This window comes from Delftia sp. 11MD (assembly GCF_050907895.1).
GTDB classification, from domain to species: Bacteria; Pseudomonadota; Gammaproteobacteria; order Burkholderiales; family Burkholderiaceae_C; genus Comamonas; species Comamonas tsuruhatensis.
In genome coordinates, this window is record NZ_CP194333.1 from 5,459,963 (window position 1) to 5,485,292 (window position 25,330).

Consider the following 25,330-nt stretch of genomic DNA (forward strand, 5'->3'; position numbering starts at 1 on the left):
GCCGCCACGGCTGCAAGAAACCTCTACCCCACCTGATCATGTTCACCAACCTCACCATCTATCGCATTGACTCCTCCTGGGCGCCCGACTTCCAGGCCATCGAGACAGCGCTGGCTAAGTCCCCGTTCGCTGCATGCGGCCTGACACAAGAGCGTTCTGCCGGCTGGGTGCCGCCCCGGGGAGAAGAGCACGGCGCCCTCGCGGAGAACATCGGCGGCCAGTGGATCTTCCGCTTCATGACCGAGGCCAAGATGCTGCCGGCCAGCGTGCTCAACCGCCGCGTCAACGAGAAGGCCGCCCACATCGAGGCCACCGAAGGCCGCAAGCCCGGCAAGAAGGAAAAGAAGGAACTCAAGGACGAGGCCAAGCTGGACCTGCTGCCCATGGCCTTCACCAAGCAGGGCGCCATGTGGGTCTGGCTGGACCCGCAGGCCCGCACCCTGGTGCTGGACACCGGCAGCCAGGCGCGCGCCGACGAGGTGGTCAGCTCGCTGGTGGAGGGCCTCACAGGCTTTGCGCTGGCCCTGGTCGATACGCAGACCAGCGCACAGGCCGCCATGGCGCACTGGCTGGTTTCTCAGGAGCCGCCCACTGGCTTCAGTGTGGATCGCGAGTGCGAGCTGAAGTCCTGCGACGAGTCCAAATCGGTTGTCCGGTACGGACGGCACCCGCTGGACATCGAGGAGGTCAAGCAGCACATCCAGCACGGCAAGCTCCCGACGCGCGTGGCCATGACCTGGGACGACCGAGTGAGCTTTGTGCTCACCGAGGGTCTGCAGATCCGCAAGATCGCGCTGCTCGATGCCGTGATGGAAGGCCAGTCGCAGGACGACGGCGGCTTCGATGCCGATGTGGCGATCGCCACGGGCGAGCTGTCCAAGCTCATCCCCGATCTGATCGAGGCGCTGGGCGGCGAAGGGCGGACGGGGCTTGGCAAGGATCTGCCCGCGTCCCTGAACCGGACCGGCCCGTCGGCAGCGCCAGCAGACGACGACTCCGAAACGATCCCGTTCTGAGGGGGCCATGAAAGCCACCAACACCCCTCCCCTGCTCTCCCTGCGCGTCACCGAGATCGCAGACATCGGCGACATCTACCTGGTCGTGGAGCCCGGCACATCCCGCGTGGGTGGCGTGCCCATGCTCATCGTGCACTCGATGGCCAAGACCTGGTCTACCGCCCTGCCCGAGGCCGACCCCATCGGCTCCCTCGCCCGCATAGGCCCAGCCAAGCTGCGCGACGCTCTCGAATTCAGCGCCCCCTCCGGCTACGGCCGCGACGCCGCCCATGCGCGCGCCGTCCTGAGCGACGTGTGCTCCGTCATTCCGCTGGCCGTCCAGCAACACATCTACCGCAATCCATCATGACGAACTCCATACGCCAGATGCTGGCCGCGAAGGTCGCAAAGCGCGCCGACGCGGTGCGAGTCCTCTACGAAGAGATCCACATCGAGCCAGGCTTCAACCTGCGCCTGGGCGGCGCCGAACTCGAAGAGTCCATCGAAGCCCTCGCGCAGCACATCATCGACGGCGGCACCTACCCCCCCCTGGAGCTGCGCGTGCGTGATGCGGGCGGCATGTACATCGTGGACGGCCACCGGCGCCACGCGGCCATCGGTCTGGCACTGGAGCGCGGCGCGCCGCTGGAGGACCCGCGCGACGGCAAGGTGTGGATTCCGATGGTGCTCTTCGAGGGTAACGACGCAGACCGCACTGCCCGGATCATCACCAGCGCCGCCAACAAGCCGTTGACACCACTGGAGATGGCCGAGGGATACAAGCGCCTGCGGGCCTTCGGATGGCCTCCGGCCCACATCGCCAAGAAGGTAGGCAAGTCCACAGAGCACGTCCAGCAGCTGCTCGCGCTCGGCGATGCGCCAACTCCCGTGCGCGACATGGTAACGGCCGGCGATGTGTCTGCAAGCCATGCCGCCAAGACGGCCCGCTCTCTTGGCGGCGACAAGGCTGCGGAAATGCTCGCCGCCCAGGTCAGCGAAGCGAAGGCCCAGGGCGCAGCGCGCGTGACGCCCAAGACCATCGGCGGGGGCAAAACCAGCGCCAGCAAGGCCCGTGCCGATTCAAAGCACCTCGATTTCCTCATCGCAGAGGGTGCACGCGTGTGCCAGGGCAGCCGCTCCGACCTGGCCACCCCTGACGGGCAGCACGGCTACTGGCTCGAATGGCCCAGCGGCGCAACGCAGCCCGGCATCTTCGAGACCGCACGCCTCGCAATCGATACCGCAATCAAGCAGCAGATCACCACATGACCAGCCAGACACACGACATTGCCGCGCAACGCGCGGAACGCGACCGACAAGCAGCTCTCAGCGCCAGCCGCCGTGCGCGGTCCATCTGGTGGGAGCAGCAGACACCTGCGCGCTGCGCCAGCTGTGGCGCGCCCGTCGAATCACCGCCCAAACCCGGCGAAGGCCTGCCCTGCGGCCATTGACCGAGGCATGAGCACAGCGCATGGGCGCTGTCCTGATACCTCCCCTCCCCCTGAGCCCTCCCGGCGCATGCCGCGAGGGCTTTCCTGTTTCTGGAGACCTCATGGACCACCAACCTGTTGCCGCCCTGTACGTCGAGACAGGCGGCGCATATTTCGATCTGCCTGGCGTGGACCCGTGGGATGAGCCCCGGGACGCACGCCGCTATGACGGACCGCACCCGGTAGTGGCGCACCCGCCGTGCCAGCGATGGGGAGCCATGGCAGCCGTCAACTACACCCGATGGGGCGGAGAACACAACCGCCCTGGCAACGATCTTGGCTGCTTCATGGCCGCGGTGCGAGCCGTCCAGCAATGGGGCGGGGTGCTTGAGCATCCTGCCAAGAGCCGCGCATGGGAGCTTCACGGCCTAACAAAACCAACCCGCATCGGATGGCAGGCGTGCAGGTCTGGCGGCTGGGTCTGCGAAGTTTGGCAGTCCGCGTACGGACACCGCGCCAACAAAGCGACATGGCTCTACTACGTGGGGAGCGATCGCCCAAGGGAGCTTTGCTGGGAGCGGCCAAAAGGGACGCACCAGGTTGGTTTCCGCGACCAACGCGGCAAGGCCCGGAACAAGCCGACATTGCCAAGCCGTGAGGCCGCTGCTACGCCCCCCGAGTTCCGAGACCTGCTGCTGTCGATCGCTCGATCAGCACGACGCACCCCATGACCCCGACCCCACCCCATGCCGCGTGCCCGCAGCTGCTGCAGCGCGCAGGCCACGTCATCAACACAACTGCAGCGCATTGGCAGCTGCGCCCCGAAAGGCAACCATGAAGATCATCAAGACCTCCGAGGCTCTTCCGAAATCTGGCCGCTACGTCCTCGCCTGGCTGGAGGGCGCGAAGATCCCAATGCGAGCCATGTGGGCAGACCAGCACACCCTGCCGCTTGGGGATGACGCCGACCCCGAATGGGGCGAATACAGCGAGGAGAAAGACGAATACTTCTGCCCGGCTGGCTGGTACGAGATGAACCAGTTCGAGGAGCAGCATTGGGGCGTCAGCGGCAACGTCGTAGCGTGGTGCGAGCTGCCGCGCCTGGATCACCAGTGCCTGGCCCAGATCGAGGAGCCGGCAGGGGCAGCTCCTGTCGCTGTGGCAAGGTGGGGCGTGGCGGCGTGGATGACGCCTGAAGGCGACCGCGTTGTGACAGCAGAGACGATGGACGGAGCGCGCAAGGATGGCGGGGCCAGCCTGTCCAGCTTGCGGCCCTACACCGTCGCCCTGGTGCGTGCTGGCGAGCCTGCCGCCGCAGCGCCCGCCCTGGAAGCGCCTGCAGCCCCTGTGCGCCAGGTTCTGACGGATGCGCAGATCACGCATTTGCAGGAAACGCGCGTCGGAGAGCCTTCGCCAAGCCGACCGATCGATGCCTCTGACTGGATGAACTTCGCTCGCGCCATCGAGGCTGCCGCGCTGGCAGCTCTCGCAAAGTGCGACCCGGCGTGGCGGCAAGGTCAGCGTGAACTGCTCCAATATGTCGCCAGGCGCGCATGCGACCCCGCGCTGCCAGTCGATGTCGTGCGTGCCGCGCATGCTGCAATACCCGATGAACTGGCCGCGCGCCTGAGAAAAGCAGCAGCAACACTGGCCGTGCGGCACTCTTCATACTCAAATATCAGCATTGCCTGGCCAGATGAAAAGCTGCTCAAGTCCGCAGAGGGTCGGTATCACCAAGCTCTGGCGGATCTGGATGCGCTGATCTCTGCAATACCCACGGAGACAAAGCAAACGGCAGACAGGGATCAACTGGACTCCCTGGCTCGAAAGAATCTGGGCGCGCTGCTGAATGCATTTGGTGAGGCGCAATGGCAGGCTGGCCGTGGCGTGCCATGCCCGAGCATCGAAGATGCATTCGAGGCCGTCATCTCTGCTGCTGTTGACCTGCTGGCAGCAGCGCCCCAGGCACCTCGGCTGGGTGAAGATGCGCTGCATCTGCTCCGCAGGCTGCTCTCCAATCAGCACACGCTCACCGGGCCAGAGTTCCGGTCCGAGCTTGAAAAGATCGTCGCCGAAGAATCCGCGCGTCACGCGGCAGCGCCCCAGGCACCTGCTGCGCCATCGGCCATGGCAACGCAGGTCATCGAGAACCTGCTGCAGCTGGCCCGCATCGTGAACACGGCAGTGGAGGACTGGGGCGAGACGAAGGAAGACAACACCTTGCACGTCATCTTCCACAAGGAGCAAGCGGACAAGCTGGAAGAGATCCTGGATTTCCTTGACAGCCTGCCCGATGCCCCGCCAGAGGAAGGCGTGATTCTGAGCGGCCCATCCCGGGCGGCGCGTGTGCTGCGTGCACAGGCAACACCTGCTGCGCCCGTGGGTCTGCCGAGCGGCTGGGTGCCCTGCATCCTGACCCACGATGGCCAGCACCCCGAAGAGGTGGCATACGGCCCGCAGATCATGATGGACCGCCTCAAGAAGTGGCTGGGCCGCTATTTCGAGCTGCTGGCCCAGAAGGTTCTTGATGAGCCAGTGCATGCGGAAATGCTGGCGGCCCTGCAGGCCGTGGCGGTGGACGTGGTGCATGTGGGCGCCGGCGAGAACGCGATCAGCGATGCGGCGCGGGCCAAGGTCGAGGCCGTGCTGGAGAGGATCGGCGCGCCCTGGCCGAGCCCGGAGGCAGCACCTACTACGCCCGACGATGTGCTCTGCTACATCCGTGCCGCTGCAACACTTCCCGAGCGCCACGGCTTCGAGGTTTGCCGAGCAACTGATGCCGGCGCCATGGCCGTGACGGGCGATGGCCGTGCAGTAGTACGTGCTGAGCCCGCCTCCAAGCGCATCGGCCAGATTCTCAGCCCGGCATCGGATCAGTCCCAGGATACGGGATCCGTTGTGGTGGCTGAGATCATGTCGAATGGCTACAACGGTCAGGTTCTCTGGAAGGGCAAGGTTCCGCCCGTGGGCACGCTGCTGTACGCCGCGCCACAGGCAGTACCTGCTGCGCCTGCAGTGGATGCCCAGGAAGAACGCGGCGCGGCATTCGAGGCCGTGCGCCAGCGCCTGTGCAAGGTCCCGCGATGGTCATTTCACCTTGATGCTCGGGGAAATCTCCGCCGTGTGGATGACTCCCGCGGCAACTGGATCGAGTTCTCGGCCGCGCATGAGCTGTTCGACCCCGTTGCTGTGGACTCCGCTCTCGCAGCCCAGGCAGCAGCCAAGGGGGCGAGCGATGAGTAAAGCCGAACGCTTGGGGCACGCCAATGCCCTGATCGAGATCATCAGCCGGCATGGCCGCCGCTTCTTCCGCAACCGCGAATCCGGCGCCATCGCGCGCCTGGAGCTGGATGCTAGCGGCCGGCTCTGGTGGATTGACGAATACCGGGGCTCGCGGGTCTACACGGGCAAGGTGATGGGCTATCCGCACCGCTGGCGCGGCTTCAGCCATGGGGGCACGCTGCGCTCGCTGGTGGAGGCCCTGCGCGGCTACGTCCTGCGCGGCGAGCTGCTGCACCCCGAGTACATCGCACCGAGCCGGATCGACCCTACCAACGGCGACATCTGGGGCTACGGCGCCGAGGCCGCCGCTGCAGTGCGTGCCGAGGCCCACGCCCTACCCCTTTTCCAGCGCCCCACTGGGCACAAGGAGAGCACATGAAGCTCAGCAAGAGCCAGCGCGCGGCCCTGCGCGAGAAGTTCGGGGGCCGATGCGCGTACTGCGGCGAGGAACTGGGCGACCGCTGGCATGCCGACCACATCGAGTATGTGGAGCGCGAGTTGGTATTCGTCCCCGGCAAAGGCGTCGTCTCCACCGGACGCATGCTCAGGCCCGAGCGCGACACGTTGGAGAACCTCAACCCCGCATGCGCGCCCTGCAACCTCGACAAGCACAGCCTGACGCTGGAAGCCTGGCGCGCGCTCATGCAGCGCAGCAACGAGGTGCTGATGCGCGATGTCAGCACGTTCCGCCGTGCTGTCCGCTATGGCTTGGTTGAACTGAAGGCCACGCCCATAGTTTTCTATTTCGAGCGCGCCCAGGCGCAGCAGAAAGGACCTGCGTCGTGAAACAGCACTCCCGCACCCTGGTCTTGCCGCTCAAGCGCGAGTACTTCGAGGCCATCCGCGATGGCAGCAAGACCGAGGAGTACCGGCTTTGCACTCAGTACTGGGCCAAGCGGCTCGCCGCTGTGGCCGCTGGCCACTATGACGACATCGTGCTCACGCTGGGCTACCCGGCGCGCGACGACCACACCCGACGCCTCGTGCGCCCGTGGCGGGGCTACACGATCAAGACCATCACGCATCCACACTTCGGCCCCGAGCCGGTCGAGGTGTACGCAATTGACGTTGGAGGACAGACCCCGTGACCACAGCACCAACACCCTCCGAGAAAGTCCAGCGGCTGGCGATCACGCTGGAGATCGCCAGCGCCGTGCCAGACATGAGCTATGTGACTGTCCCTCGGCATGTTGCGCGCGACGCTTCCGTGGAGCTGAGCCGCCTGCAGGCCGACAACGAGCACCTGCAAGGCAGCTTGGAGGCCCAGCGCCTCATTTCTGACCGTGCTATCGCTCTCGCAAAAGAGCTGGAGGCGAGTAAGAACGCGAGCATCCACAAGCTGGAGATGGACGCCCTGGACCTCGCCTCCGAGAACAGCATCCTCAAGCGCCAAGAGCAGGCAGAGCTGGAGGCGTGCAAGCCGCTGCCGCTGAGCTACCGTTCCGGCGTGATGGCCAGCAGCGTTGACGGTGGCGCCATGGTCAGCCTGCACTTCACCGACATGGCAGAGGCCGAGGCGTGGTTCGTGGAGATCACTGACCAGTACGACGCCGCGCTGGTTGACAAATCACCGAATCTGCAAGAACCGCTGGTTGACAAAACCGCGAAATTGCAAGATCGGCCGGCAGCGATGCCGAGCATCACCGGAGGATCGTCGTGAGCAAGCGAGACGTGCGCCAAGCGCGCAAATGGCGAGACGAAGAGAAGCACTACAGGGAACCCGCCGAGAGCGGGATTTTTTATGCCTGAGCCGCCCAGCGCCGGCCAGTGGGAGCTGGCCGACCGCGCGTATCAGGCCCACCACTTTCAGTGCCCGCAGTGCATCGCTGCCGGCGTAACGCGGTCTCAGCCGCGCTGCGATGCCGGCGCGGCGCTGTGGGATGCATATCAGCAGGCGGGAGACCCGCCGCATTTCACTTGGCTCGCGCAAAGAGCCAGAAAATGGCAAGTCCAGAGAGGACCAAGATCATGACAACTCGATGGGTAACGATTCAGAAAGTTTCCGACCTGACAGGCCTGCCGACAACGTTCTTTGACGAGAGGACTGGAAGGTCTGGGCGCTGGCCCGAGGGGAGGGTGTGGAAGTGGTTCGAGGGCAGGAAGCTGATCGACAGCGAGGCTCTTGACTCGTTCATTGACCAGGCGGAATGCGCGCCCAGCACGCGCGGACGGAAAAAGGCGGTGCATGCATGCCCGGCGTGATCATCCGCAAGAACGCCATCCAGATCGATCTTCGGGCACAAGGGTACGGCAAAGAGCCACTTGCCCTGTCGCCCACGCCGGTCAACGTTCGATATGCCGAGCGGCTGCGCGCGGAGATCCTGGGCAAGATCGAGCGCGGCACGTTCGTGGTGGCCGAATACTTCCCTACAAGCCCGCGTGCCGAAAAAGCGCCTGAGCAAGAGCCGGAGAGCTTGGCAGGCCCAACGCTGGGCGATGTGTTTGAGGAGTGGCTGAAGGTGAAGCGGCCTGAGGTGCAGCACAGCACCTCGCACCACTACCAGCAGACCCTCGACAGCTACCACTTTGACACGGTGCGCAAAACGCCGGCCGCCGAGTTCACGTTCCGCGAGCTCAAGCTGCTGATGGCGGTCCTGCCTGACAACCCGAAGACGTTCAACAACGTGGCCAGCGTCTTCAGCATGGCCCTGGAGTATGGGCATAACGCCAAGTTCATCGCCGAGCCGCTGCACCTGCAGGTAACGATGCGCAAGCACCAGAAGCCCGGCCCGGATCCGTTCACCCTGGACGAGGTCGAGCACCTGCTGTCCAAGTTTCGCAGCGACAGGGCGCGGGACTACTACGAGTTCGCTTTCTTCACCGGCCTGCGCCCTTCCGAGATGCTGGCCCTGAAATGGCCGAACGTCGATCTGCGCTCTGGCACAGTGCTCGTGGATGCTGCGCTGACCCGTGGCAAGGTGAAGGGCACGAAGACCTCGGCTGCGCGCGAGCTGGAGCTGACCAGCCGAGCGCTGAGGGTGCTGGAGCGCCAGCGCAAGGTGACGCAGCTGGCTGGCGGGCTGGTGTTCGTCGGTGAAGCTGGCGAGGCCTTCAAGTCCACGGACGACCCGCTGCGCACCTGGTGGAAGCCAGCCATGAAAGTCTCTGGCATCAGGCACCGCGACGCCAGGCAGACGCGTCACACGTTCGCCACCGTGTGCCTCATGGCTGGCATCAAGCCTGCATGGGCCGCCCGCCAGATGGGGCATTCGGTGGAGATGTTCTACCGGGTCTACAGCCGATGGATCGACCACGCCGACAAGGGGGCCGAGCGCCGGAAGTTGGACGGTTACATATCCGCTGAAGCCGGGGACATGAAGACCGATTTAGGCTGATTTAGATTGGGTTTTGAGGCCGAAAACTGTATGGATAGTCAGTTGATTTTGGCCTAAATCCAATTGAATCAGGTTCGATTCCTGTCGGAGGGACCATCAGATGGTTTTTGCATTAATCATTTGCGCGCACTGTAAATGGTCTGGTGACATACCGGGGACATGAACAGTGCAGAAACGACAAGAGCCCCTCGACACCGGATAGGGTGTTGAGGGGCTTTTTTGCATCGCACACCGTCATAGATCGCGATTCGCCCCGCTCCCGTTCGGGGCGATCGTCCAGAGCCAGTCCTATGTACGGAACCGATAGCACAGGCTGACGAGCTGCTGCAGCCTCGGCGCACCCATCAAGCACGCGGACTGAGTCGCTTGCGGTTTGGCATGAATTGGATGGAGCCTTTGCCCGACTGCCGCAGCATGGAGACTCAATGGCCGCAGGACCCTGCACCTGCAGCAAAAACACAACAACTGGGGGACTCTCTCCTACCCCAGCACCCTCTGATGACGCGCCTGGTAACGCGATCTGCTCAGACTTGCTCAGATTCATAATGTTTCTTTTTGTTCTAATTTGTAGCAAAAGTCTCACTATGAGACCAAGGCCCAAACCTCCGGTCTAAGCAAGTCTTCTTTCCAGCCTCCCCAATCCTCAAGGCGTGCATTGCAAGCTTTCAGGGGTTTTCCTCAAAGGTGTCCACACATGATTCAGCGCCGTTCTTTGCAGCACGTCCTCGCCGCCGCTTCGCTCTCACTCATTGCCTGTGCCGTAAGCGCCGCCGATTACGCCTATATTCCCAATTCAAACAGCAGAACAATTTCGGTCATCAATACCGCGACTGGAGAACTCGCCACCACATTAAGTCCAGCAAGCATGGACGCAAGGTTAAATGATAACATCTACACTCTTGCATTGCGACCAGGCGCCAACAATGAGTCGTGGTTCGGGCAATACAGATCCAACAACAAACTGGGAGTTATTGACACAACAAACAACTCCCTAAAAGCAGTTATCGACAACACTGGATCATCTGTCTCCATCACCTTTTCTGCAGATGGTGCCATCGCCTACGTCAGTGATTACGTCAATAGTAAGCTGCATATTATAGACGCCAACTCCAAACAAATCACTGCCAGCTTAAATACGGGATGCTGGACAATCTCCTCTGCACTAAGCCAAGACGGTGCCTCACTTTATGTGCGGTGTGGAGACACTGGTGAGATCAAAAAACTGGATACTGCCACCAACACGTTATCCACACTGGAAAACGTCTCAAATTCGGGATTTGGCTTGGCTTATGACCCGACAGGAGCCGGAAAACTATATACGTCGAGCAATGCTGGCAACACGGTTGGCCTCATCGATTTGGCAGACAACACGGTTACTCAGATCACAATAAGCGGCATTAATGGCACCGCCAAGGCAGTAGCAGTTCGAAAGAATGGCAGCAAACTATATGTTGGCGGAAACAACAATGTACTGCACGTCGTTGACACTGCCAACACTTCAACACAGAAAACGCTCACACTGAGCGGTGAGGTCTCAGGTATCACGGGCCTTGGTATCTCGGCAAACGATGCGGCGCTGTATGCTGTAACAGCGAATGGCACAGTCCATGTCATTGATGTCGCCACCGATACGGAAACCAAGACGATATCTGCCGCAGCCGGCGCCTCTTCTTTATGGATCTGGGGTGACTTCCTCGGCAACGTCGTCGCCAGTGCCACGCCGGGTGGACCCTCGGTGGCATCGATTGCCCCGCAGGGCACACCATCAGCCAGCGCCACAAGCATCAATTTCGCAGTGACCTTCAGCGAAGCGGTCAACGGAGTGGATGGCACCGATTTCGCGCTGACCACTACAGGCACCGCCACCGGCACGATGGGCACGCCATCCAGTACCGACAACGGCATCACATGGACTGTACCCGTCACTGCCATCAGCGGCACGGGCAGCCTGCGCCTGGACCTCAACAGCAGCGGCACCGGCATCGAGAGCACCGCAGCAGCCAAGCCCATTGCAGGGGGCTTCGCGACAGGAACCGTGCACAACGTTGATGTACAGGTGCCAGTCGCTGGCACTTGTGGCACGGCGGCGGGCCAAGCCACGGCACTGGCCCCTGCAGCGGGCCTGTGCAGCGCGGGCACGGCTACGGCGATCTCCAGCGCCAGTGGCAAATACACCTGGCAGTGCCAGGGCTTGAACGGCGGCAGCGCCAACAGCTGCGAAGCCCCCTGGTCCACCGCTGGAGGCAGCAAGGCAATGGTCGCACTGCAGACAGCCAACGGTTGGCAGGTGAGCAACGCCAGCTTCAGCACCACGCCACCCGCGACCGCTCCGCAAGGCGTGACTTTCCCCTCTGGACTGCTCTCGCTGAATCTCAGCAGCGGCAACCTGGGCAGCGATGCAACCGTCACCCTGAACTTCAGCACACCGGTGCCTGCAGGCGCGGTATACATGAAGTACGGCCCCAGCCCTGATGGTTTCAACTGCCAAGGCGCAGCATGTGCTCAACCACACTGGTACCAACTGCCTGCCAACCGTGCTGTGCTGGCATCGGACCGGCTGAGCGCCACCTTGACGCTGACCGACGGCGGGCTCGGCGACAACGACGGCATAGCCAACCAATCCATCCAGGATCCGGGAGGCTTTGCACTGCTGGCAGCACCCGCCAGCACTGCGGCGATTCCCACCCTGTCTGAATGGGGCATCATCGCGCTGTCGTCCCTTCTGGCCATGTTCGGCATCGCAAGAATGCGCCGCCGCCAGGGCTGAAAACAAAAGCCACCTTCGGGTGGCTTTTTTCATTTCACCGGCCGCGAAACGAGCAACCGGGCTTACCGCTCTCTGCCGTCCCTCAATGCATTTCCTTGATAGCGCCATGGCAAGAACCCAGAACCCGGCTCCAACACAAAAAATCGTCACCGTCAGCTGACTCAATGCCTACCATGGGTCAATACTGGAAATCCTCAATTCAATCCCATTGGGATGATCGCAATGTGAATGCGATCTCAATATCAATTGAAATGCCCTACCCGACACAATAAAAAACAATTCCTTGCAAAATAAAATCCGCCTTCATACACTCCAGTCTCCAACTTTCATGGAGGAGAACGCAATGACTGGAATTCGTCGCGATGTCAATCAAGGTGGAACTGTCTGGAATGAAACGCTGATCTGGTATTCCAAGGCCGTGGGGCACCTTTACTCTCTTCCCATTACGGACAGGACCAGCTGGAGATATCTTGCCGCCATTCATGGCATCAACAAGAGCGGCTGGATCAGTGCCGGCGTGCTTTCGGCCAAGGACCCTTTGCCACCCACATCCGAAACCGAGGAGATGTGGGACCAATGCCAGCATGGCACCTGGTACTTTCTTCCCTGGCATCGCGGCTATCTCGCCGCATTCGAAGCCATTGTGGCGAAGACCGTCAAGGAGCTTGGCGGTCCTGCGGACTGGGCGCTTCCCTATTGGAACTACCTGAATTCCAGCAATCAGGCCGCACGCAACATACCCCAGGCTTTCCTGGAAGAGAAATTGCCGGATGGTTCTCCCAATTTCCTGGCCAAGGCCAGGCGCAATGGGTCAAAGCGCCTGGGACCAACGCCTGACATTCCCCGTGATATCACGCTGGGTTGCCAGGACTACCACCGCTTCACCAGCGCTCCCGGCACCTTGGAATACGGCGGTGGCATCACCGCCTTTTCCCATGACGGCAGCGACACTGGCGCCATTGAATCCAATCCGCACAATCTGGTTCACATCATGGTCGGCGGACTGCAGGAGCCCTATGGATTCATGTCAGACCCCGACTATGCCGCCCTGGACCCGATTTTCTGGGTGCACCATTGCAATGTGGACCGGCTTTGGGCCGCCTGGCTGACCCAGCCCGGCAACATCCAGGACAACAGCGCCGCCTGGAGCAACGGACCTGCCGGCCGCGGCTTCGTCATGCCGGACACCGAAGGAAAGCTGGCCTCCTATGATCCGGGTGAAACCCTGCCTGGCGGTGCGCTGGCCCCTGACTATGACAATCTGACCAGCGGCACGGGCGCCACCACGCTCACGGCCAGCACGGCAGGCCTTACACCGCAGGAGATCGACATGCCCGCAGAATTCTCGACGGTCCCGCCGCCCGCGCCGCGTGTACTGGGCTCCAATGCGGAGCGGGTCATCGTGGGCCGCACGCCGCGGCTGACCACCGTATCGATCGCGGACCCCGGTGCCGCAAAGGTCGAGTTGCTGCAGGCAGGCGCCGCGCTGCCGCGGCCACAGCGCTACTTTCTTCACCTGGAAGGCATTCGCGGCAATGCGCCCAGCGGCGTGCTGACGGTCTCCATCGGCTCGCCCGGGGCGGCAGCGCGGCATGCAGACACCGTCGCCCTGTTCGGATTGGCCAAGGCCTCGGCCAGCGACGGACCGCATGGAGGCAACGGACTGGGCGCCACCATCGACATCACCGATGCCACGCAGGCCATCCTGGACGCAGGCGGCAGTCTGGACCAGTTGAACGTGGCCATCGAACAGCCCGAAGCCGACCCCGGGCGCGAAATCACCGTGGACCGCGTGAGCGTGGTCGCACAGGACGCCACCCGCTAAGGCCCGCGTATGGACGCGCTGCTGAGAGACCTGCGGACCGCTCCCGCGCCAGCACTGATGGCCGTGTCGGGGGCAGGCTTCATCAGCCTGGCCATCAGCCCGCCTGCCACGCCCGGCCTGTCGCTGTGCGGCTCGCTGTCCTCGGTCACGCTGGCCGACCTATCGCCGCTGGTGCTGGACGGGCACACGCTCGGCATCCTCGGTGTGGCATGGCTGGCCATGGTTCTGGCCATGATGCCGCTGCTGGCACTGCGGCAGGTGCGCCACGCCATGCGATCGAGCGTGGCCCGCCGGCGCCTGCTGGCGGCGGGCCTGCTGCTTGCGGGCTATGCGCTGGTGTGGATGGCGGCCGGCCTGGTCATGGTGCCGCTTGCCGCCCTCTTGCACGCAGCCGCGCATCCCGCGCTCATTCTTGCCTGCATTGCCGTGGCGGTCCTGTGGAGTTCATCGCCCGCAGGAACGCGCGCCCACAATGCCTGCCACAGGCTGTACCCCGTGGCCGCCAGCGGCCCCACGGCCAACCGGGACAGCCTGCAGCACGGACTGCGAACCGGCGTGGCATGCGCCACGGCATGCTGGCCGTGGATGCTGGCGCCCTTCGCCTTTCCCGCGGCCTGGCACCTGCCGGCCATGGCTGTTGCTGCCGTTTTACTCTTTGTGGAGCGCACAGGCCCATCGCTGCGGCCCGCCTGGCGCCTGCCCTATGTCCTGCGGCGCCTTCTGCACGGCAAGCCGCGCACGTCGCTGGGCCGGGCGACAAGACACTGAACCCTGTGGAGGGTGAGCCTCACCCCCGCCCGGCCAGCTCCGCCACCCCTCGCACCAGCGCGCGCCCAGCGTCCGTCGCCTTGCCGTAATGCGCCAGCAGTGCCTGTACATCGGCGTCGGGCGCATGGGAGCGCAGGGACAGCAGCACGTAGCCGATATCGACGCCGGCAAGGTGCAGTTGCTGCAGCGCCGTGGCGTCGGGGACGAGGGCGCCGGACTCGAATTGCTGCAGGACCTGTTTGGCTTGGCCGGCCTTGCGGGCGAGTTCGGCTTCGCTGAGGTTCAGGCGCTGGCGCTCCTGCTGCAGGCGGGCCGCGAGGGTGGGTTCGGGGCGCTCGTGCTGGACGGTAAATGAGTTCCTTATGCTATCTTTGCTTAATATTGAGGTGGATAACAGCAGCAATCATGCGCAATATCATTTTGCCAAACTGGATAGCTATCGGGATCCCTGAGACAGCACATAATTGCGCCACAACAGGTTCCATTAAGAGATTGGCAACGAATATCGCAGCAGCCATACGTTCCTGATGCACTCTGAGATTTCAGGACAATAGGACTTTCCAAGCTCAAATCGCAGGTTTTTCTAGGCATATTTTTCAAGTATCCCTCTTCGTCCTGGATGTCAGCTATGGTTACCTCCACCTGCATCTCGTCAGATGCTTCGTCCAGTCTGAAAAAGGCAGGAACTGATTTTTCCACAACTGCAAAAATATCGCGCTTGGACAACCAAGTTTCACCACCCTCTACACCAGAGTATAAAGACGCAGATAAGCTATATTTCTTCAAATTATTCACTTGAATATTTTTTATCACATATTCTATAGCAACAATCATTCCTTCTTGACTGGATGTGAGCTTTATTGAATCACCCAAACCCACGACGGCACTCCTTTTAACCACCTCACCCTTGAAATGAGTGGATATTTTTACCTGCACGACCTCTTCATTCGCCAGGACGGTATCAGGAAAAATCGCACTCAATATTACAAAGAAAAAAACAAGTAAACTTTTCATAATTCTCCCCCAGAAAGATTAAGAACCATAGAAATATCGCCTATTGATTTAATACAGGCGAGTTGCTCAACTTGCGCCAAGCAGCCTTCGAGAGGGAACATGGTCCAATCAATTGAATCCTAAAACTCCAGCTTGGGAAAAGCTGAGAACTGGATAATCAAAAGCACCAAAAACCCAACTCCAAAGGTGGGCGGCATTGTTCTGGCGTGACCATCCGCCAAGAGCGGACCGGCGCAGCTGGAGTCAGCGTACGGCTACTTATTTTTAGGGGCTGGCCCAATGCTATAGGGAAATTCTATAGATGCAATAAATGCGTGCAAACAGGCTATCGATAGTTTAAGAATTTTCTTAGGAATCCTCTGCAAAAATCGACTTTTTCTGTGACAGCCAACTTCAGGCATGAACTATCTATCGTTGCAATCGCAACGACTTACAGGCGACTGGCTGTCTGGACAGTGTTGTGATGAATGGTGCGTAGCAGATCGTTTTTGATCTGTGCAGAGGACCCTTAACCTTCTGACCGATGCTGCCGATCCATGTACAGTGCCCACCGGTTGGCAAAGTTCATGGCGTGGGCCAGTCGGCGAGGCTGACTTGGACAATCGGAGTCACAAGGTGAGGCAGACTGCCTACTCGGGCCATAGGCCCCGAGTGCTCAGCTACCATCAGTGCCCCAATCACCGATGCAGTCCCCCTGGAAGGCCCTCATGCTGCTGTACGCCGATTCGCAATTCGCCTCTCCCTATGCCCTGTCCGTGTTCGTGTCGCTGAAGGTCAAGGGGATTGACTTCGAGCTGCGCACGCTGGACCTTTCGGCGGGACAGAACACCGGGGCGGACTATGTGGCCGCGTCACTGACGGCACGGGTGCCTACGCTGGTGGATGGCGATTTCAGCCTGTCGGAGTCGTCGGCGATTTCCGAGTATCTGCAAGAGCGCTTTGGCGGCGCCCGGCTCTATCCCGAGGATGCGCAGGCGCGCGCCCGTGTGCGCCAGGTCCAGGCCTGGCTGCGCAGCGATCTGATGGCCTTGCGCTCGGAGCGCAGCACCGAGGTGGTGTTCTACCGCCCCACGCCCACGCCGCTGTCGGATGCGGGCCAGGCGGCGGCGCGCAAGCTGTTTTCGGTGGCCGGAGCCTTCATCCGCTCGGAGGGCGACCACATCGCCGGCCCGTGGTCGATTGCCGATGTGGATCTGGCGCTGATGCTCAACCGCCTGGTGCTCAACGGCGACGCCGTGCCTGCGCTGCTGGCCGCCTATGCGCGCCGGCAGTGGCAGCACCCCGCCGTCCAGCAGTGGCTGGCCCTGCCCCGCCCGCCGCTGGCAGGCTGAGCCCCCCGGGATATTGGCAGGCCATGGACAGTCTTCTCTACATGGGCGTGCGGATCACGCCAGCATCACTGCCCAGCGATGTCACGCCCGGCGCCTGGCTGCCGCGCGCCACGCTGCTGGAGGTGGCCAGCGGCAAGGCCCTGGGAGCAGTCACCGAAGACCAGGGCTGCGACACGCGGCAGGAGGCCGATGTCCGCGCACTGCGGCTGGGCAAGCGCCATGTGATGAAGGTACTGCACCAGGGATAAAGCGCCGGGGCGAAGGCCGCAGGCCCGCCCCTGTCAATCCATTTTCACGGCCACCAGCTTCCATCCCATCAGGCCTTCGCGCCTGAAGACGAAGCCGCCCGGCTCGCCGCGCGGGTGCACGAAGACCTTGGACCAGCCCTGGTACTCCACGGAGTAGTCCTTGCGCGGCGGCCCGCCCTGGGTGTCCACGCCCACGCCTGCGGCGGCCACGTCCGTGGGTTTGCCGGGCTTGCCTTTTTCCAGCATGAGCATGACGCCGTCGGGCGAGACCAGCGCCTCGGTGAACTGGCTGACCAGGCCCTGGGCCAGTTGCTGGCCAAAGCCGGCCAGGGGGTTGGAGGCGCTGTCGCCCGAGCCGCCCATCTGGGATTGCAGCCTGGCCATCATCTGGCCCTTGATGCTTTCGCGCAGCGCAGGGAAGTCCACGTAGCCGGACAGGGCCTGGGCGTCGCGACGCTCCACGGCCTTGCCGATCTGGTGCAGGACGATATAGGGCGATGCATAGAGCAGGCCGGCCGCAGCCACGCAGAGGGCGGCCAGCGCACCGGCCAGTGTTTTGGGTTTCATGGATCTCTTTCGTGAAAGCGTGCCAGCGGCCACGCGCAAACGCGGATTCTAGGCGGGCCCGTCCGGCGCGCGGCGCCGGCCAGGGACGGCCTCGGGCACAGGCCGTCTCTTCCTGCCGCAGCAATGGGCAGAGAACCCCTATCAGGCCAGGGCGAATACCTGAAAAGCTGGTATTGCCTGCTCCATCCGATTCATACTATAGTTTGTAACAAATAGTTTACAAACCAATACAACATGGATCGCCATTGGCCACGCAGGCCATCGGCAAGCCAGCATCGCCGTTTCCGGATGCCTGTGAGCCTTTGTGCAGACCGGGCATTTACCGTGAATGAAATCTCATTTTCACGACCGAGTTCTTTTTGCGAGAGATGTGGGCCATCACGGGGCGGCCTGACAACGCGAGTACCCACCAACCATCCGCAATGCATGCAAAGGACGCAGTATGAATAATTTCAAGTTATCGACTCGCCTGACCGCCTTGATTGGTTTTCTCTCACTGCTCATGATCGTGATCGGCGCTTTCGGGCTTTATGGAATCAGCGAGTCCAACCGCCGATTCAAGGTGGTCTATGAAGAGCGCCTGGTCGCACTGGGCGATCTGCTGGAAGTGCAGCGCCTGCTGCTGCGCAACCGCAATGCGGTCTCGGGCGCCATTGCCGTGCACCTGCCCGAATACACGCAGCAAAAGCAGCAGGAGATACAGACCAACATCAACGACGTGAACAAGGCCTGGGCCTCGTTCCGCCAGACCCGGATGACAGAGGAAGAGGCGCAGCTGGCCGACCGCTTCGAGGCCGTGCGCGCGCTGTTCCTGCAAGGCTTTCTGAAGCCGGCCCAGCAGGCGCTGCTGTCCGGTGACCTGGAGCTGGCCCGGCAGCTGCTGATCGACAAGGACGAGGCGCTGTACGCGCCGCTGCGTGATGTGATCGTGCAGCTGACCGCGCTGCAGACCCGCGTCGCCAAGGAGGAATACGAGGCCGCGCAATCGCTGTACCAGGTGATTTTTGCGGTGGCCGTGGGCTCCATCATCGGGGGCGTGCTGCTGGGAGTGCTGCTGGGCTGGTCCATCATCCGCAACATGGCGCGGTCGCTGCGACAGGCCATCCATACGGCCGATGCCGTGGCGGCAGGCGATTTGACACGGCACATCGATGTGCGCGGCAAGGACGAGGTGTCCATGCTGCTGCGCGCGCTGCAGACCATGCAGGAGGGGCTGCGCGGCGTGGTGCGCCAGGTGCACCAGGGATCGGTCAGCGTGGCGGCGGCCAGCGGGCAGATCGCGCAGGCCAACCAGGACCTGTCCTCGCGCACCGAAAGCCAGGCCAGCGCGCTGCAGCAGACGGCAGCCTCCATGGAGCAGCTCAGCTCCACCGTGCGCCAGAACGCCGACAACGCACAGATGGCCAACCAGCTGGCCCTGGGCGCCTCCACCGTGGCCGAGCAGGGCGGCGAAGTCGTGCGGCAGGTGGTCGATACCATGCGCGGCATCAGCGAATCGAGCCGGCAGATCGCCGACATCATCAACGTGATCGATGGCATTGCCTTCCAGACCAACATCCTGGCGCTGAACGCGGCCGTGGAAGCGGCACGCGCCGGCGAACAGGGCCGGGGCTTTGCCGTGGTGGCCACCGAGGTGCGCGGCCTGGCCAGCCGCAGTGCCGAGGCCGCCAAGCAGATCAAGCAGCTCATCACCGACAGCACCAGCCGCGTGCACAACGGCAGCGCGCTGGCCGACCAGGCCGGCACGACCATGGCCGAGGTGGTGGACGCCATACGCCGCGTGACGGATCTGATGGGCGAGATCAGCGCCGCCAGTTCCGAGCAAAGCTCGGGCGTGGCCCAGATCGGCCAGGCGGTCACGCAGATGGACCAGGCCACCCAGCAGAACTCGGCGCTGGTGGAGGAGATGGCCGCCGCGGCCTCCAGCCTGCGCGGCCAGGCCGGCGACCTGGTTCGCACGGTGGGCGCCTTCAAGCTGGAGGCGGCAAGCGGCCATCAGCATGCCGCCGTGGAGCTGCAGCGCAGGCAGCCCATGCTGGCAGCAGGCTGAGACGGAAAGAAACAAGAAAGAGCGCGCGCGAGAAGCCGCCAGACAGGCCAGAGCAAGGCAGCAACAGGCCCTGGCCGCCGGGCCAGTGCCTGCGGCTGGCTCAATGCAGCGCGGTGCCCCTGGCGCCGCGGCTGCGCGCCATCTTGACGCGGTACATGGCCGCATCGGCCTTTTGCAGCGCGTCGTCGGCGTCAATGGAGTCCGGCCGCAGGCAGACCACGCCCACGCTGGCGCCGCCGTAGTCCAGCGTCTTGCCATCGGGCAGCTCGACCTTCATGACCGAGGCCTCCGACAGGCGCTGCTGCAGGTCGCGCGATACGGCGTCGGCCTCGCTGCCGAACAGCGGGCCCACGCCGATGAAGACGAACTCGTCACCGCCGAAGCGCGCCAGCATGTCGGCGCTGCGCAGATGGGAGGACAGGCGCTCTCCCATGGCGCGCAGCAGTGCGTCGCCGGCCTCGTGGCCGTGCTCGTCGTTCACGTTCTTGAAGCGGTCCAGGTCGATGAAGCCCACCACCACGCATTCCTGGCTGCGTGCGCAGCGCGCAATCAGCCGGCCCAGCTCGTCGGTGAGGCAGCGCCGGTTGGGCAGGCCGGTCAGCGGGTCCAGCAAGGCCAGTGCCGCCAGCTCCTGGTTGGCCTTGCTCAAGCTGGTGATGAGCTGCTCGCGCTCCACGCGCTCGGCGATGAGGTTGGCGAACAGGCGCAGCAGGCCCTGGGCCTCGGTGCTCAACGCCTGGGAGGTCTTGCTGGCCGCGCACAGCGTGCCGTAGAGCTGGCCGTCGGAAAAGCGTACCGGGGCGCTGGCGTAGGTGCGAATGCCCAGTTCACGCGCGGCCTCGGAGTCGCCCCAGCAGGCACCGACATCGGGCGTGTACATGCGGCCTTCGTCCAGGGCGCGCTTGCACAGCGTGTCGCCCCAGGGGACGACCAGGCCTTCGGGAATCTGCATCTCGCTCGCGTTGCGCGCGTACAGCACGCGCTGCTGGCCCTGTTCTTCGTTGATGGTGGTGAGATAGGTGGACTCCAGATGCGTACTCTCTTCGAGCATTTGCAGCAGGGGCCGCGTCAACTCTTCCAGAGAATGCGCCTGGGTCACGGACTGGGACAGGCGCTGGACAAGGGACTCCATGAAATACCTCTCGAAATGACGACGGAAGCAGACTGCCCGCGCGCCTGATGAGGGAATGGGAAGGCAGGCGGGCCGGCACCAATTTGGGGATTGTGACCCGGCCAGACGCAGGCGGGAAGCATCCCGGCCGCGCTGCAGGCCGACAAGCCTGCGCGCCACGCGCCGCTGTCAGCAGGCCGACACAGGCGGCCATATCACCTGCACGCGCAGGCCGCCCAGCGTGGGCGAGCGGTCGAGCAGCAGGCGTGCTCCATGCCGCTGGGCAATGGTCTGCACGATGGCCAGGCCCAGTCCGCTGCCCTGCGCCTGCTGGCCCGCAGAAGCCGCTGAAGGCCCGCGCACAAAGCGCCGCAGCACCAGTTCGCGCTCGCTTTCGGCAATGCCGGGGCCCGAGTCCTCGACCACCAGCGCGCGGCCCTGGGCATCGCTGCGCCAGCCCACATCGACGCGGCCGCCTTGCGGCACGTACTTGATGGCGTTGTCCAGCAGGTTGCGCACCAGCATCTGCAAGGCCTGTGCGTCGCCCGCCACGGCAAAGGACTGCCGCAGATGCGGGGACTCGCTCAGGCCCATGTCCAGGCCGTGCTGCTGGGCCGCCACGGCCTGGTCCGCCAGGGCCTGCTCCACCACCTCGCGCAGGTCCACGTCGGCAGGTGCGGCCGTGGCAGCGCCGTGCTGCCCCTGCATGCCTTGCGGGCCTGGGGCCGTGCCTTGTACCGTGCCTTGGGCTTCCTGCCGCGCCAATGTCAACAATTGTTCGACGAGCCGTGTGGCCCGGTCTATGCCGGCCGAAAGACGCTGCACGGCCTCGTCATGCGCGGCCGCATCGGGCGCGCGCTGCAAGGCCACCAGTTGCAGCTTGAGCGCGGCCAGCGGCGAGCGCAGCTCGTGCGCGGCGTCGGCCACGAAGTGCTGCTGCGCCTCGAAGGCCTGGCCCACGCGCTGCAGCAGCGCGTTGAGCTCGGCCACCAGGGGCCGCACCTCGTCGGGCAGGCCCTCGGCCGGCACGGGGGCCAGGTCCTGCGGGCGGCGCGCGGCCAACTCGCGGCGCACGCGCTGCACGGGCGCCAGCGAACTGCGCACCACCCACCACACGGCCAGCGCCAGCACGGGCGCCAGCAAGGCGATGGGCAGCAGGCTTTGCCAGGCGGCATCGCGCGCCAGCGTGCGGCGCACGCGCATGTCCTGCGCCACCTGGATCACCTGCGAGCGCGTCTGCAGCGAGAACACGCGGTAGACGGTGCCGCGCGCGGGCACATCGGCAAAGCCCAGCACGGCCATCTGCGGCAATGCCGCACCCAGCGCGGACTCGAAAATGCGCAGGCCCTCGTTGGTCCAGACCTGGACGATGAATTCGTGGTTCTCATCCTCGGGCGGCGTGCCCTGGGGCCTGCCGCGCGCATCCACCGGCAGGCCGGCGCGCAGCGCAAAGGCGGTCTGCTGCATCTGGTAGTCGAACAGGGTGTCGGTCTGCAGCAGCGCGTTGCGGTAGGCCAGCAGGCCCTGCAGCAGCGCCGTGAGCACGATGGCCGCCCCCAGGAACAGGAGCAGCCGCGTGCCCAGTGCGCCGGGCAGGCGGCCGCGCAGCCGGGCGATGACAGAGGAAGCCGGCGCCGTCATGGCTTGGGCACCATGTAGCCCACGCCGCGCACATTGAGGATCAGCCCCGCGCCCAGCTTCTTGCGCAGGCCGTGGATGTAGACCTCGATGGCGTTGCTGCTAACCTCGTCGCCCCAGCCGTAGAGCTTGTCCTCGATCTGCTGGCGCGACAGCGTGCTGCCCGGGCGCGCCAGCAGCGTCTCCAGCACCGCCCATTCGCGGCCCGAGAGCACCACGTCGCGCCCCTCAACACTGGCCTCGCGCGTGGCGGGATTGAGCCGCACGCCTTCGCGCTCGTACAGCGGATCCATTGCGCCCGACGCCCGGCGCGCCAGCGCACGCAGCCGCGCGAGCAGCTCGTCCAGGTCATAGGGTTTGACCACGTAGTCGTCGGCCCCCGCATCCAGCCCGGCAATGCGGTCGCGCACGGCATCGCGCGCCGTGGCCACCAGCACCGGCGTGCGGTCGCGGCGCCCGCGCAGGCGGCGCAGCACCTGCAAACCGTCCTGCCCCGGCAGGCCCAGATCCAGCAGCACCATGTCATAGCCATGGCCGCCACCCGGGCCGGGGCACAGGGCCGCATCGGCCTGCAGGCCGTCACGGACCCAGTCCACCGCATGGCCCTCGCCGCGCAGCAGGGTCTGCACGGCCTCGCCGATCATGGCGTCATCTTCGACAAGCAGTAAGCGCATGGCAGAAGAATAGCTCCCTGGACGGCTGGCTCAGTTCTGAGGCACATGCCGCCCGAAACTGGCGCGCTCAAACGTCGGGGACAGCGAGCAAGGGCCTAAGCCGGCCGCGCCGCCCCGCCGCGAGGCTGTCGTCCCCCTCCTTCGCGAAGCGATTAGAGAGGGGGAAGGCGCGCAGCGACTCAGGGGGTGAGCGGCGGTCACACCGCCGCTTCAATCTTCGGCATGGCCATGCGGGCCTTGGTCAGCGCCATGCCCAGGTTGGCCGTGCGCCGGCAGACGAAGACGGCCACGTAGTCGGGCATGAGCTTGCCGCGCAGGAAGACGTGGATGAGGTTGTCGCTGTTGACGATGAGTTCCTGGAAGTAGTGGTGGCCGTCGTCCTTGAGGCCGCGCGACTTCTTGAACAGGCTCTCGATCATCGAGACGTTGGGGCCGTTGAACAGGTCGGCCGTGGCAGCGGCCACGAGATCGATGACTTCGCGCGGATGCGAGTCCACCGTGCGGATGGCCAGCAGCATGCCGGAGGCGGCATCCACATAGCCGATGGCCAGACATTCGGGCACCGAACCGGCCACCTCGCTCAAAACGTTATCCAGGCTCATTGCAGCTTTCCTTTTTTGTGAATGGATGTGATCGGTCAGCCCATCTTCAGCAGCAGTGCCACTTCGTACGCATACAGCAGGTCCTCCTGGGCCTGGGACTGCACGTACTGGGCATCGATGAGGCGCACGCGGCGCAGCGCCTCGTCGGCGGTGAGGCCCTCGCGCACCAGCCATGCGGCCAGCACCGTGCCCGTGCGGCCCAGACCGGCCAGGCAGTGCACGGCCAGCACCTCGCCCGCGCGCAGCATGGCCGACATGCGCGCCAGCAGCATCTGGATCTGGGCCACCGACGGTGATTCGTGGTCCCGCACCGGCAGGTGCAGGTTGCGCAGGCCATGGCGCTGCAGCGGCTCCTGCGGCAGGTCGTTTTCGGTCAGCGTGATCAGCACGGTGACGCCGCAGCCGCGCAGGGCCTTCAGGTCGAAGTCCATGGACTGCACCACGCCCGGTTGCGGCGCGCCCGCCAGCCGGCCCGGCACCAGCCAGGCAAAGCCGCTGGGGCCACGGCTGGCCGGCACGGCCTGCGGGTCGGCCACCAGCGGCTGCCAGTCCACCAGCACGGAGGGATTGACGGCGCGCGGCCGGGCCGCGGCAGCGGGTGCCGGTGCGGGCGCGGGTGCTGGTACCGGCGCAGGCACGGGTGCAGGCACGGGTGCAGGCGCGGGCGCAGATGCAGGTACAGGCATGGGTTCGGATGCAGGCTCGGCGGCCACTGCATCCGACAGGAATTCGGAGATCGCGGCCACGGCCGCTGCAGGCAGCGGAGGAGGCAGGGGCACGCCCTCCTCCAGGTCTTCGGCCCGCGCATCGGGAGAGGCCACGGCACAGCTGCCGGTGCGCAGGAACTGCTGGCCCGCCAGCGACAGCGGCGCACGCTGGAAGGCTTCCATGGATTGCGCCTCGGCAATGCGGCCGCCGGCCAGCAGCAGCATGTCCTGCGCCACGGCCTGTGCGTGCTGCTGGTGGTGCGTGCTCATCAGCACGGCCGTGCGCTGGGCCACCTGGCGCAGCAGCTCCAGCAGCACGAAGGCCTCGTAGCCCTCAAGCTCTGCCGTGGGCTCGTCCACCATCAGCAGGGCCGGCTCGGCCAGCGCCTCGCGCAGGATGGCCACGGCACGCTGCTGCACGGGGGACAGCTGCAGCGCCGGCTGGTCGAACATCAGCGCAAGCTCGGGAAAGCCGAAGGCCTGCACCTGCGCGCGGCACCAGTCGCGCAGCGCATGCGGCACGAGCTTGAGGCGGGGCCGGGCCAGCTCGACGATGGCGTCGAAGGTGCTGGCCATCATCAGCCGGGCCTGCTGCTGCACCAGGCGCGGCGCCTGCATGGCGCCGGTCCACTCCTGGCCCGCGTAGCGCACGCTGCCCCAGCGGCGAAAGCGCGGATTGGCGGCATTGAGATCGGCCAGCGTGCGCAGCAGCGTGGACTTGCCCGAGCCGCTGGGGCCCAGCAGGGCCGTGATGCCGTGGGTGGGCAGCGTGAAGTCCACCTCAGCCAGGATGACGCGCGCGCCGAACGATGCGCCCAAACCCGCCGCCTGCAAGCTGTAGTCCTGCTTCAAAGCATGCCCTTCCTGTTTTGCCATGGGCCCTTGCGGGCGCTTCTTCCTGAAACCAGAACGGTGCACGCCCGCCTGGATGGGCCGGCAGTCTAAGCGTATTCGCTCTATCTCAAATCGTCACAATTTGAAACACC

At 64.3% G+C, this 25,330-nt stretch carries 25 protein-coding genes; 17 read left to right on the forward strand and 8 right to left on the reverse strand.

What is annotated here, in order from left to right; translation table 11 throughout:
* Positions 1-38: 38 nt before the first annotated feature.
* The 14 genes from ACRSCF_RS25090 to ACRSCF_RS25155 all read left to right on the forward strand — a co-directional run bounded on the left by ACRSCF_RS25090 (position 39) and on the right by ACRSCF_RS25155 (position 14,402).
* On the forward strand, positions 39-1,016 hold the full coding sequence (locus tag ACRSCF_RS25090; RefSeq protein WP_324622771.1) for a recombination-associated protein RdgC: 978 nt from the start codon (positions 39-41) through the stop codon (positions 1,014-1,016).
* Positions 1,017-1,023: 7 nt separating this feature from the next.
* Positions 1,024-1,365, forward strand: coding sequence for a hypothetical protein (locus ACRSCF_RS25095; RefSeq protein WP_322737112.1), 342 nt, complete (start codon positions 1,024-1,026; stop codon positions 1,363-1,365).
* Positions 1,362-2,264 (forward strand): ParB/RepB/Spo0J family partition protein, encoded by a 903-nt coding sequence (locus tag ACRSCF_RS25100; RefSeq protein WP_322737114.1) that lies wholly within the window; start codon positions 1,362-1,364, stop codon positions 2,262-2,264. The genes ACRSCF_RS25095 and ACRSCF_RS25100 overlap by 4 nt, the downstream gene beginning before the upstream one ends.
* Entirely contained in the window at positions 2,261-2,446 is a 186-nt protein-coding gene (locus ACRSCF_RS25105) for a hypothetical protein (RefSeq protein WP_322737116.1), read from the forward strand. The genes ACRSCF_RS25100 and ACRSCF_RS25105 overlap by 4 nt, the downstream gene beginning before the upstream one ends.
* 101 nt (positions 2,447-2,547) lie before the next feature.
* Entirely contained in the window at positions 2,548-3,156 is a 609-nt protein-coding gene (locus ACRSCF_RS25110; protein ID WP_074923734.1) for a hypothetical protein, read from the forward strand.
* Positions 3,157-3,259: 103 nt separating this feature from the next.
* Positions 3,260-5,668 (forward strand): hypothetical protein, encoded by a 2,409-nt coding sequence (locus ACRSCF_RS25115; RefSeq protein ID WP_432675112.1) that lies wholly within the window; start codon positions 3,260-3,262, stop codon positions 5,666-5,668.
* Entirely contained in the window at positions 5,661-6,086 is a 426-nt protein-coding gene (locus tag ACRSCF_RS25120) for a hypothetical protein (protein WP_047219094.1), read from the forward strand. The genes ACRSCF_RS25115 and ACRSCF_RS25120 overlap by 8 nt, the downstream gene beginning before the upstream one ends.
* Positions 6,083-6,493, forward strand: a complete 411-nt coding sequence (locus tag ACRSCF_RS25125) for an HNH endonuclease (protein ID WP_047219093.1) — start codon at positions 6,083-6,085, stop codon at positions 6,491-6,493. The genes ACRSCF_RS25120 and ACRSCF_RS25125 overlap by 4 nt, the downstream gene beginning before the upstream one ends.
* Positions 6,490-6,795 carry an RNA-binding protein gene (locus tag ACRSCF_RS25130; protein WP_047219092.1) on the forward strand — a complete coding sequence of 102 codons (306 nt, stop codon included), beginning with the start codon at positions 6,490-6,492 and terminating at the stop codon, positions 6,793-6,795. The genes ACRSCF_RS25125 and ACRSCF_RS25130 overlap by 4 nt, the downstream gene beginning before the upstream one ends.
* Entirely contained in the window at positions 6,792-7,367 is a 576-nt protein-coding gene (locus ACRSCF_RS25135) for a hypothetical protein (protein ID WP_324622773.1), read from the forward strand. Before ACRSCF_RS25130 ends, ACRSCF_RS25135 begins: the two co-directional genes overlap by 4 nt.
* A gap of 529 nt (positions 7,368-7,896) precedes the next feature.
* Complete coding sequence (locus tag ACRSCF_RS25140; RefSeq protein WP_126312491.1) at positions 7,897-9,042, forward strand: tyrosine-type recombinase/integrase; 1,146 nt, start codon at positions 7,897-7,899, stop codon at positions 9,040-9,042.
* A 694-nt stretch (positions 9,043-9,736) separates the two neighbouring features.
* Positions 9,737-11,809: an IPTL-CTERM sorting domain-containing protein gene (locus ACRSCF_RS25145; RefSeq protein WP_244387365.1), complete on the forward strand. Its 2,073-nt coding sequence runs from the start codon at positions 9,737-9,739 to the stop codon at positions 11,807-11,809.
* A 283-nt stretch (positions 11,810-12,092) separates the two neighbouring features.
* A complete protein-coding gene (locus ACRSCF_RS25150; protein WP_236884702.1) occupies positions 12,093-13,634 on the forward strand; it encodes a tyrosinase family protein in 1,542 nt (513 codons plus the stop codon).
* 9 nt (positions 13,635-13,643) lie between these two features.
* Positions 13,644-14,402, forward strand: coding sequence for a DUF2182 domain-containing protein (locus ACRSCF_RS25155; RefSeq protein WP_016447904.1), 759 nt, complete (start codon positions 13,644-13,646; stop codon positions 14,400-14,402).
* A 19-nt stretch (positions 14,403-14,421) separates the two neighbouring features.
* On the opposite strand, the gene ACRSCF_RS25160 is transcribed toward ACRSCF_RS25155, so the two are convergent.
* Both ACRSCF_RS25160 and ACRSCF_RS25165 read right to left on the reverse strand, forming a co-directional pair.
* Positions 14,422-14,805 (reverse strand): helix-turn-helix domain-containing protein, encoded by a 384-nt coding sequence (locus ACRSCF_RS25160; protein ID WP_016453215.1) that lies wholly within the window; start codon positions 14,803-14,805, stop codon positions 14,422-14,424.
* Positions 14,778-15,416: a hypothetical protein gene (locus tag ACRSCF_RS25165; RefSeq protein ID WP_158528231.1), complete on the reverse strand. Its 639-nt coding sequence runs from the start codon at positions 15,414-15,416 to the stop codon at positions 14,778-14,780. Before ACRSCF_RS25165 ends, ACRSCF_RS25160 begins: the two co-directional genes overlap by 28 nt.
* 707 nt (positions 15,417-16,123) lie before the next feature.
* On the opposite strand from ACRSCF_RS25165, the gene yfcF reads away from it, so the two are divergent.
* Positions 16,124-16,747, forward strand: a complete 624-nt coding sequence (gene yfcF / locus ACRSCF_RS25170; protein WP_034364325.1) for a glutathione transferase — start codon at positions 16,124-16,126, stop codon at positions 16,745-16,747.
* A gap of 23 nt (positions 16,748-16,770) precedes the next feature.
* On the forward strand, positions 16,771-16,995 hold the full coding sequence (locus tag ACRSCF_RS25175) for a hypothetical protein (RefSeq protein WP_034364289.1): 225 nt from the start codon (positions 16,771-16,773) through the stop codon (positions 16,993-16,995).
* Between the two features lie 33 nt (positions 16,996-17,028).
* Here ACRSCF_RS25175 and ACRSCF_RS25180 read toward each other — a convergent pair whose 3' ends face one another.
* Complete coding sequence (locus tag ACRSCF_RS25180) at positions 17,029-17,562, reverse strand: DUF2939 domain-containing protein (RefSeq protein WP_034364287.1); 534 nt, start codon at positions 17,560-17,562, stop codon at positions 17,029-17,031.
* 442 nt (positions 17,563-18,004) lie between these two features.
* On the opposite strand from ACRSCF_RS25180, the gene ACRSCF_RS25185 reads away from it, so the two are divergent.
* Positions 18,005-19,612 (forward strand): methyl-accepting chemotaxis protein, encoded by a 1,608-nt coding sequence (locus ACRSCF_RS25185; protein ID WP_016447912.1) that lies wholly within the window; start codon positions 18,005-18,007, stop codon positions 19,610-19,612.
* 100 nt (positions 19,613-19,712) lie between these two features.
* Here the strand turns inward: ACRSCF_RS25185 and ACRSCF_RS25190 are convergent, their stop codons facing one another.
* The 5 genes from ACRSCF_RS25190 to ACRSCF_RS25210 all read right to left on the reverse strand — a co-directional run bounded on the left by ACRSCF_RS25190 (position 19,713) and on the right by ACRSCF_RS25210 (position 25,220).
* Complete coding sequence (locus ACRSCF_RS25190; protein WP_016453209.1) at positions 19,713-20,744, reverse strand: sensor domain-containing diguanylate cyclase; 1,032 nt, start codon at positions 20,742-20,744, stop codon at positions 19,713-19,715.
* Between the two features lie 168 nt (positions 20,745-20,912).
* Positions 20,913-22,364, reverse strand: coding sequence for an ATP-binding protein (locus ACRSCF_RS25195; protein WP_017405436.1), 1,452 nt, complete (start codon positions 22,362-22,364; stop codon positions 20,913-20,915).
* Complete coding sequence (locus tag ACRSCF_RS25200) at positions 22,361-23,035, reverse strand: response regulator (RefSeq protein ID WP_017405435.1); 675 nt, start codon at positions 23,033-23,035, stop codon at positions 22,361-22,363. Before ACRSCF_RS25200 ends, ACRSCF_RS25195 begins: the two co-directional genes overlap by 4 nt.
* Before the next feature lie 197 nt (positions 23,036-23,232).
* Positions 23,233-23,637 (reverse strand): hypothetical protein, encoded by a 405-nt coding sequence (locus ACRSCF_RS25205; protein WP_012203525.1) that lies wholly within the window; start codon positions 23,635-23,637, stop codon positions 23,233-23,235.
* 35 nt (positions 23,638-23,672) lie between these two features.
* The gene (locus tag ACRSCF_RS25210; RefSeq protein WP_432675113.1) at positions 23,673-25,220 is read right to left on the reverse strand and encodes an ATP-binding cassette domain-containing protein; all 1,548 of its coding nucleotides are present in this window, start codon (positions 25,218-25,220) and stop codon (positions 23,673-23,675) included.
* Positions 25,221-25,330: the final 110 nt, after the last annotated feature.

Bases quoted from the DNA above. Each gene is read 5' to 3' on its own strand.
- ACRSCF_RS25090 (WP_324622771.1), top strand. From the start codon at position 39: ATGTTCACCAACCTCACCATCTATCGCATTGACTCCTCCTGGGCGCCC.
- ACRSCF_RS25095 (WP_322737112.1), top strand. From the start codon at position 1,024: ATGAAAGCCACCAACACCCCTCCCCTGCTCTCCCTGCGCGTCACCGAG.
- ACRSCF_RS25100 (WP_322737114.1), top strand. From the start codon at position 1,362: ATGACGAACTCCATACGCCAGATGCTGGCCGCGAAGGTCGCAAAGCGC.
- ACRSCF_RS25105 (WP_322737116.1), top strand. From the start codon at position 2,261: ATGACCAGCCAGACACACGACATTGCCGCGCAACGCGCGGAACGCGAC.
- ACRSCF_RS25110 (WP_074923734.1), top strand. From the start codon at position 2,548: ATGGACCACCAACCTGTTGCCGCCCTGTACGTCGAGACAGGCGGCGCA.
- ACRSCF_RS25115 (WP_432675112.1), top strand. From the start codon at position 3,260: ATGAAGATCATCAAGACCTCCGAGGCTCTTCCGAAATCTGGCCGCTAC.
- ACRSCF_RS25120 (WP_047219094.1), top strand. From the start codon at position 5,661: ATGAGTAAAGCCGAACGCTTGGGGCACGCCAATGCCCTGATCGAGATC.
- ACRSCF_RS25125 (WP_047219093.1), top strand. From the start codon at position 6,083: ATGAAGCTCAGCAAGAGCCAGCGCGCGGCCCTGCGCGAGAAGTTCGGG.
- ACRSCF_RS25140 (WP_126312491.1), top strand. From the start codon at position 7,897: ATGCCCGGCGTGATCATCCGCAAGAACGCCATCCAGATCGATCTTCGG.
- ACRSCF_RS25145 (WP_244387365.1), top strand. From the start codon at position 9,737: ATGATTCAGCGCCGTTCTTTGCAGCACGTCCTCGCCGCCGCTTCGCTC.
- ACRSCF_RS25155 (WP_016447904.1), top strand. From the start codon at position 13,644: ATGGACGCGCTGCTGAGAGACCTGCGGACCGCTCCCGCGCCAGCACTG.
- ACRSCF_RS25165 (WP_158528231.1), bottom strand. From the start codon at position 15,416: ATGAAAAGTTTACTTGTTTTTTTCTTTGTAATATTGAGTGCGATTTTT.
- yfcF (WP_034364325.1), top strand. From the start codon at position 16,124: ATGCTGCTGTACGCCGATTCGCAATTCGCCTCTCCCTATGCCCTGTCC.
- ACRSCF_RS25175 (WP_034364289.1), top strand. From the start codon at position 16,771: ATGGACAGTCTTCTCTACATGGGCGTGCGGATCACGCCAGCATCACTG.
- ACRSCF_RS25180 (WP_034364287.1), bottom strand. From the start codon at position 17,562: ATGAAACCCAAAACACTGGCCGGTGCGCTGGCCGCCCTCTGCGTGGCT.
- ACRSCF_RS25185 (WP_016447912.1), top strand. From the start codon at position 18,005: ATGAATAATTTCAAGTTATCGACTCGCCTGACCGCCTTGATTGGTTTT.
- ACRSCF_RS25190 (WP_016453209.1), bottom strand. From the start codon at position 20,744: ATGGAGTCCCTTGTCCAGCGCCTGTCCCAGTCCGTGACCCAGGCGCAT.
- ACRSCF_RS25195 (WP_017405436.1), bottom strand. From the start codon at position 22,364: ATGACGGCGCCGGCTTCCTCTGTCATCGCCCGGCTGCGCGGCCGCCTG.
- ACRSCF_RS25200 (WP_017405435.1), bottom strand. From the start codon at position 23,035: ATGCGCTTACTGCTTGTCGAAGATGACGCCATGATCGGCGAGGCCGTG.
- ACRSCF_RS25205 (WP_012203525.1), bottom strand. From the start codon at position 23,637: ATGAGCCTGGATAACGTTTTGAGCGAGGTGGCCGGTTCGGTGCCCGAA.
- ACRSCF_RS25210 (WP_432675113.1), bottom strand. From the start codon at position 25,220: ATGGCAAAACAGGAAGGGCATGCTTTGAAGCAGGACTACAGCTTGCAG.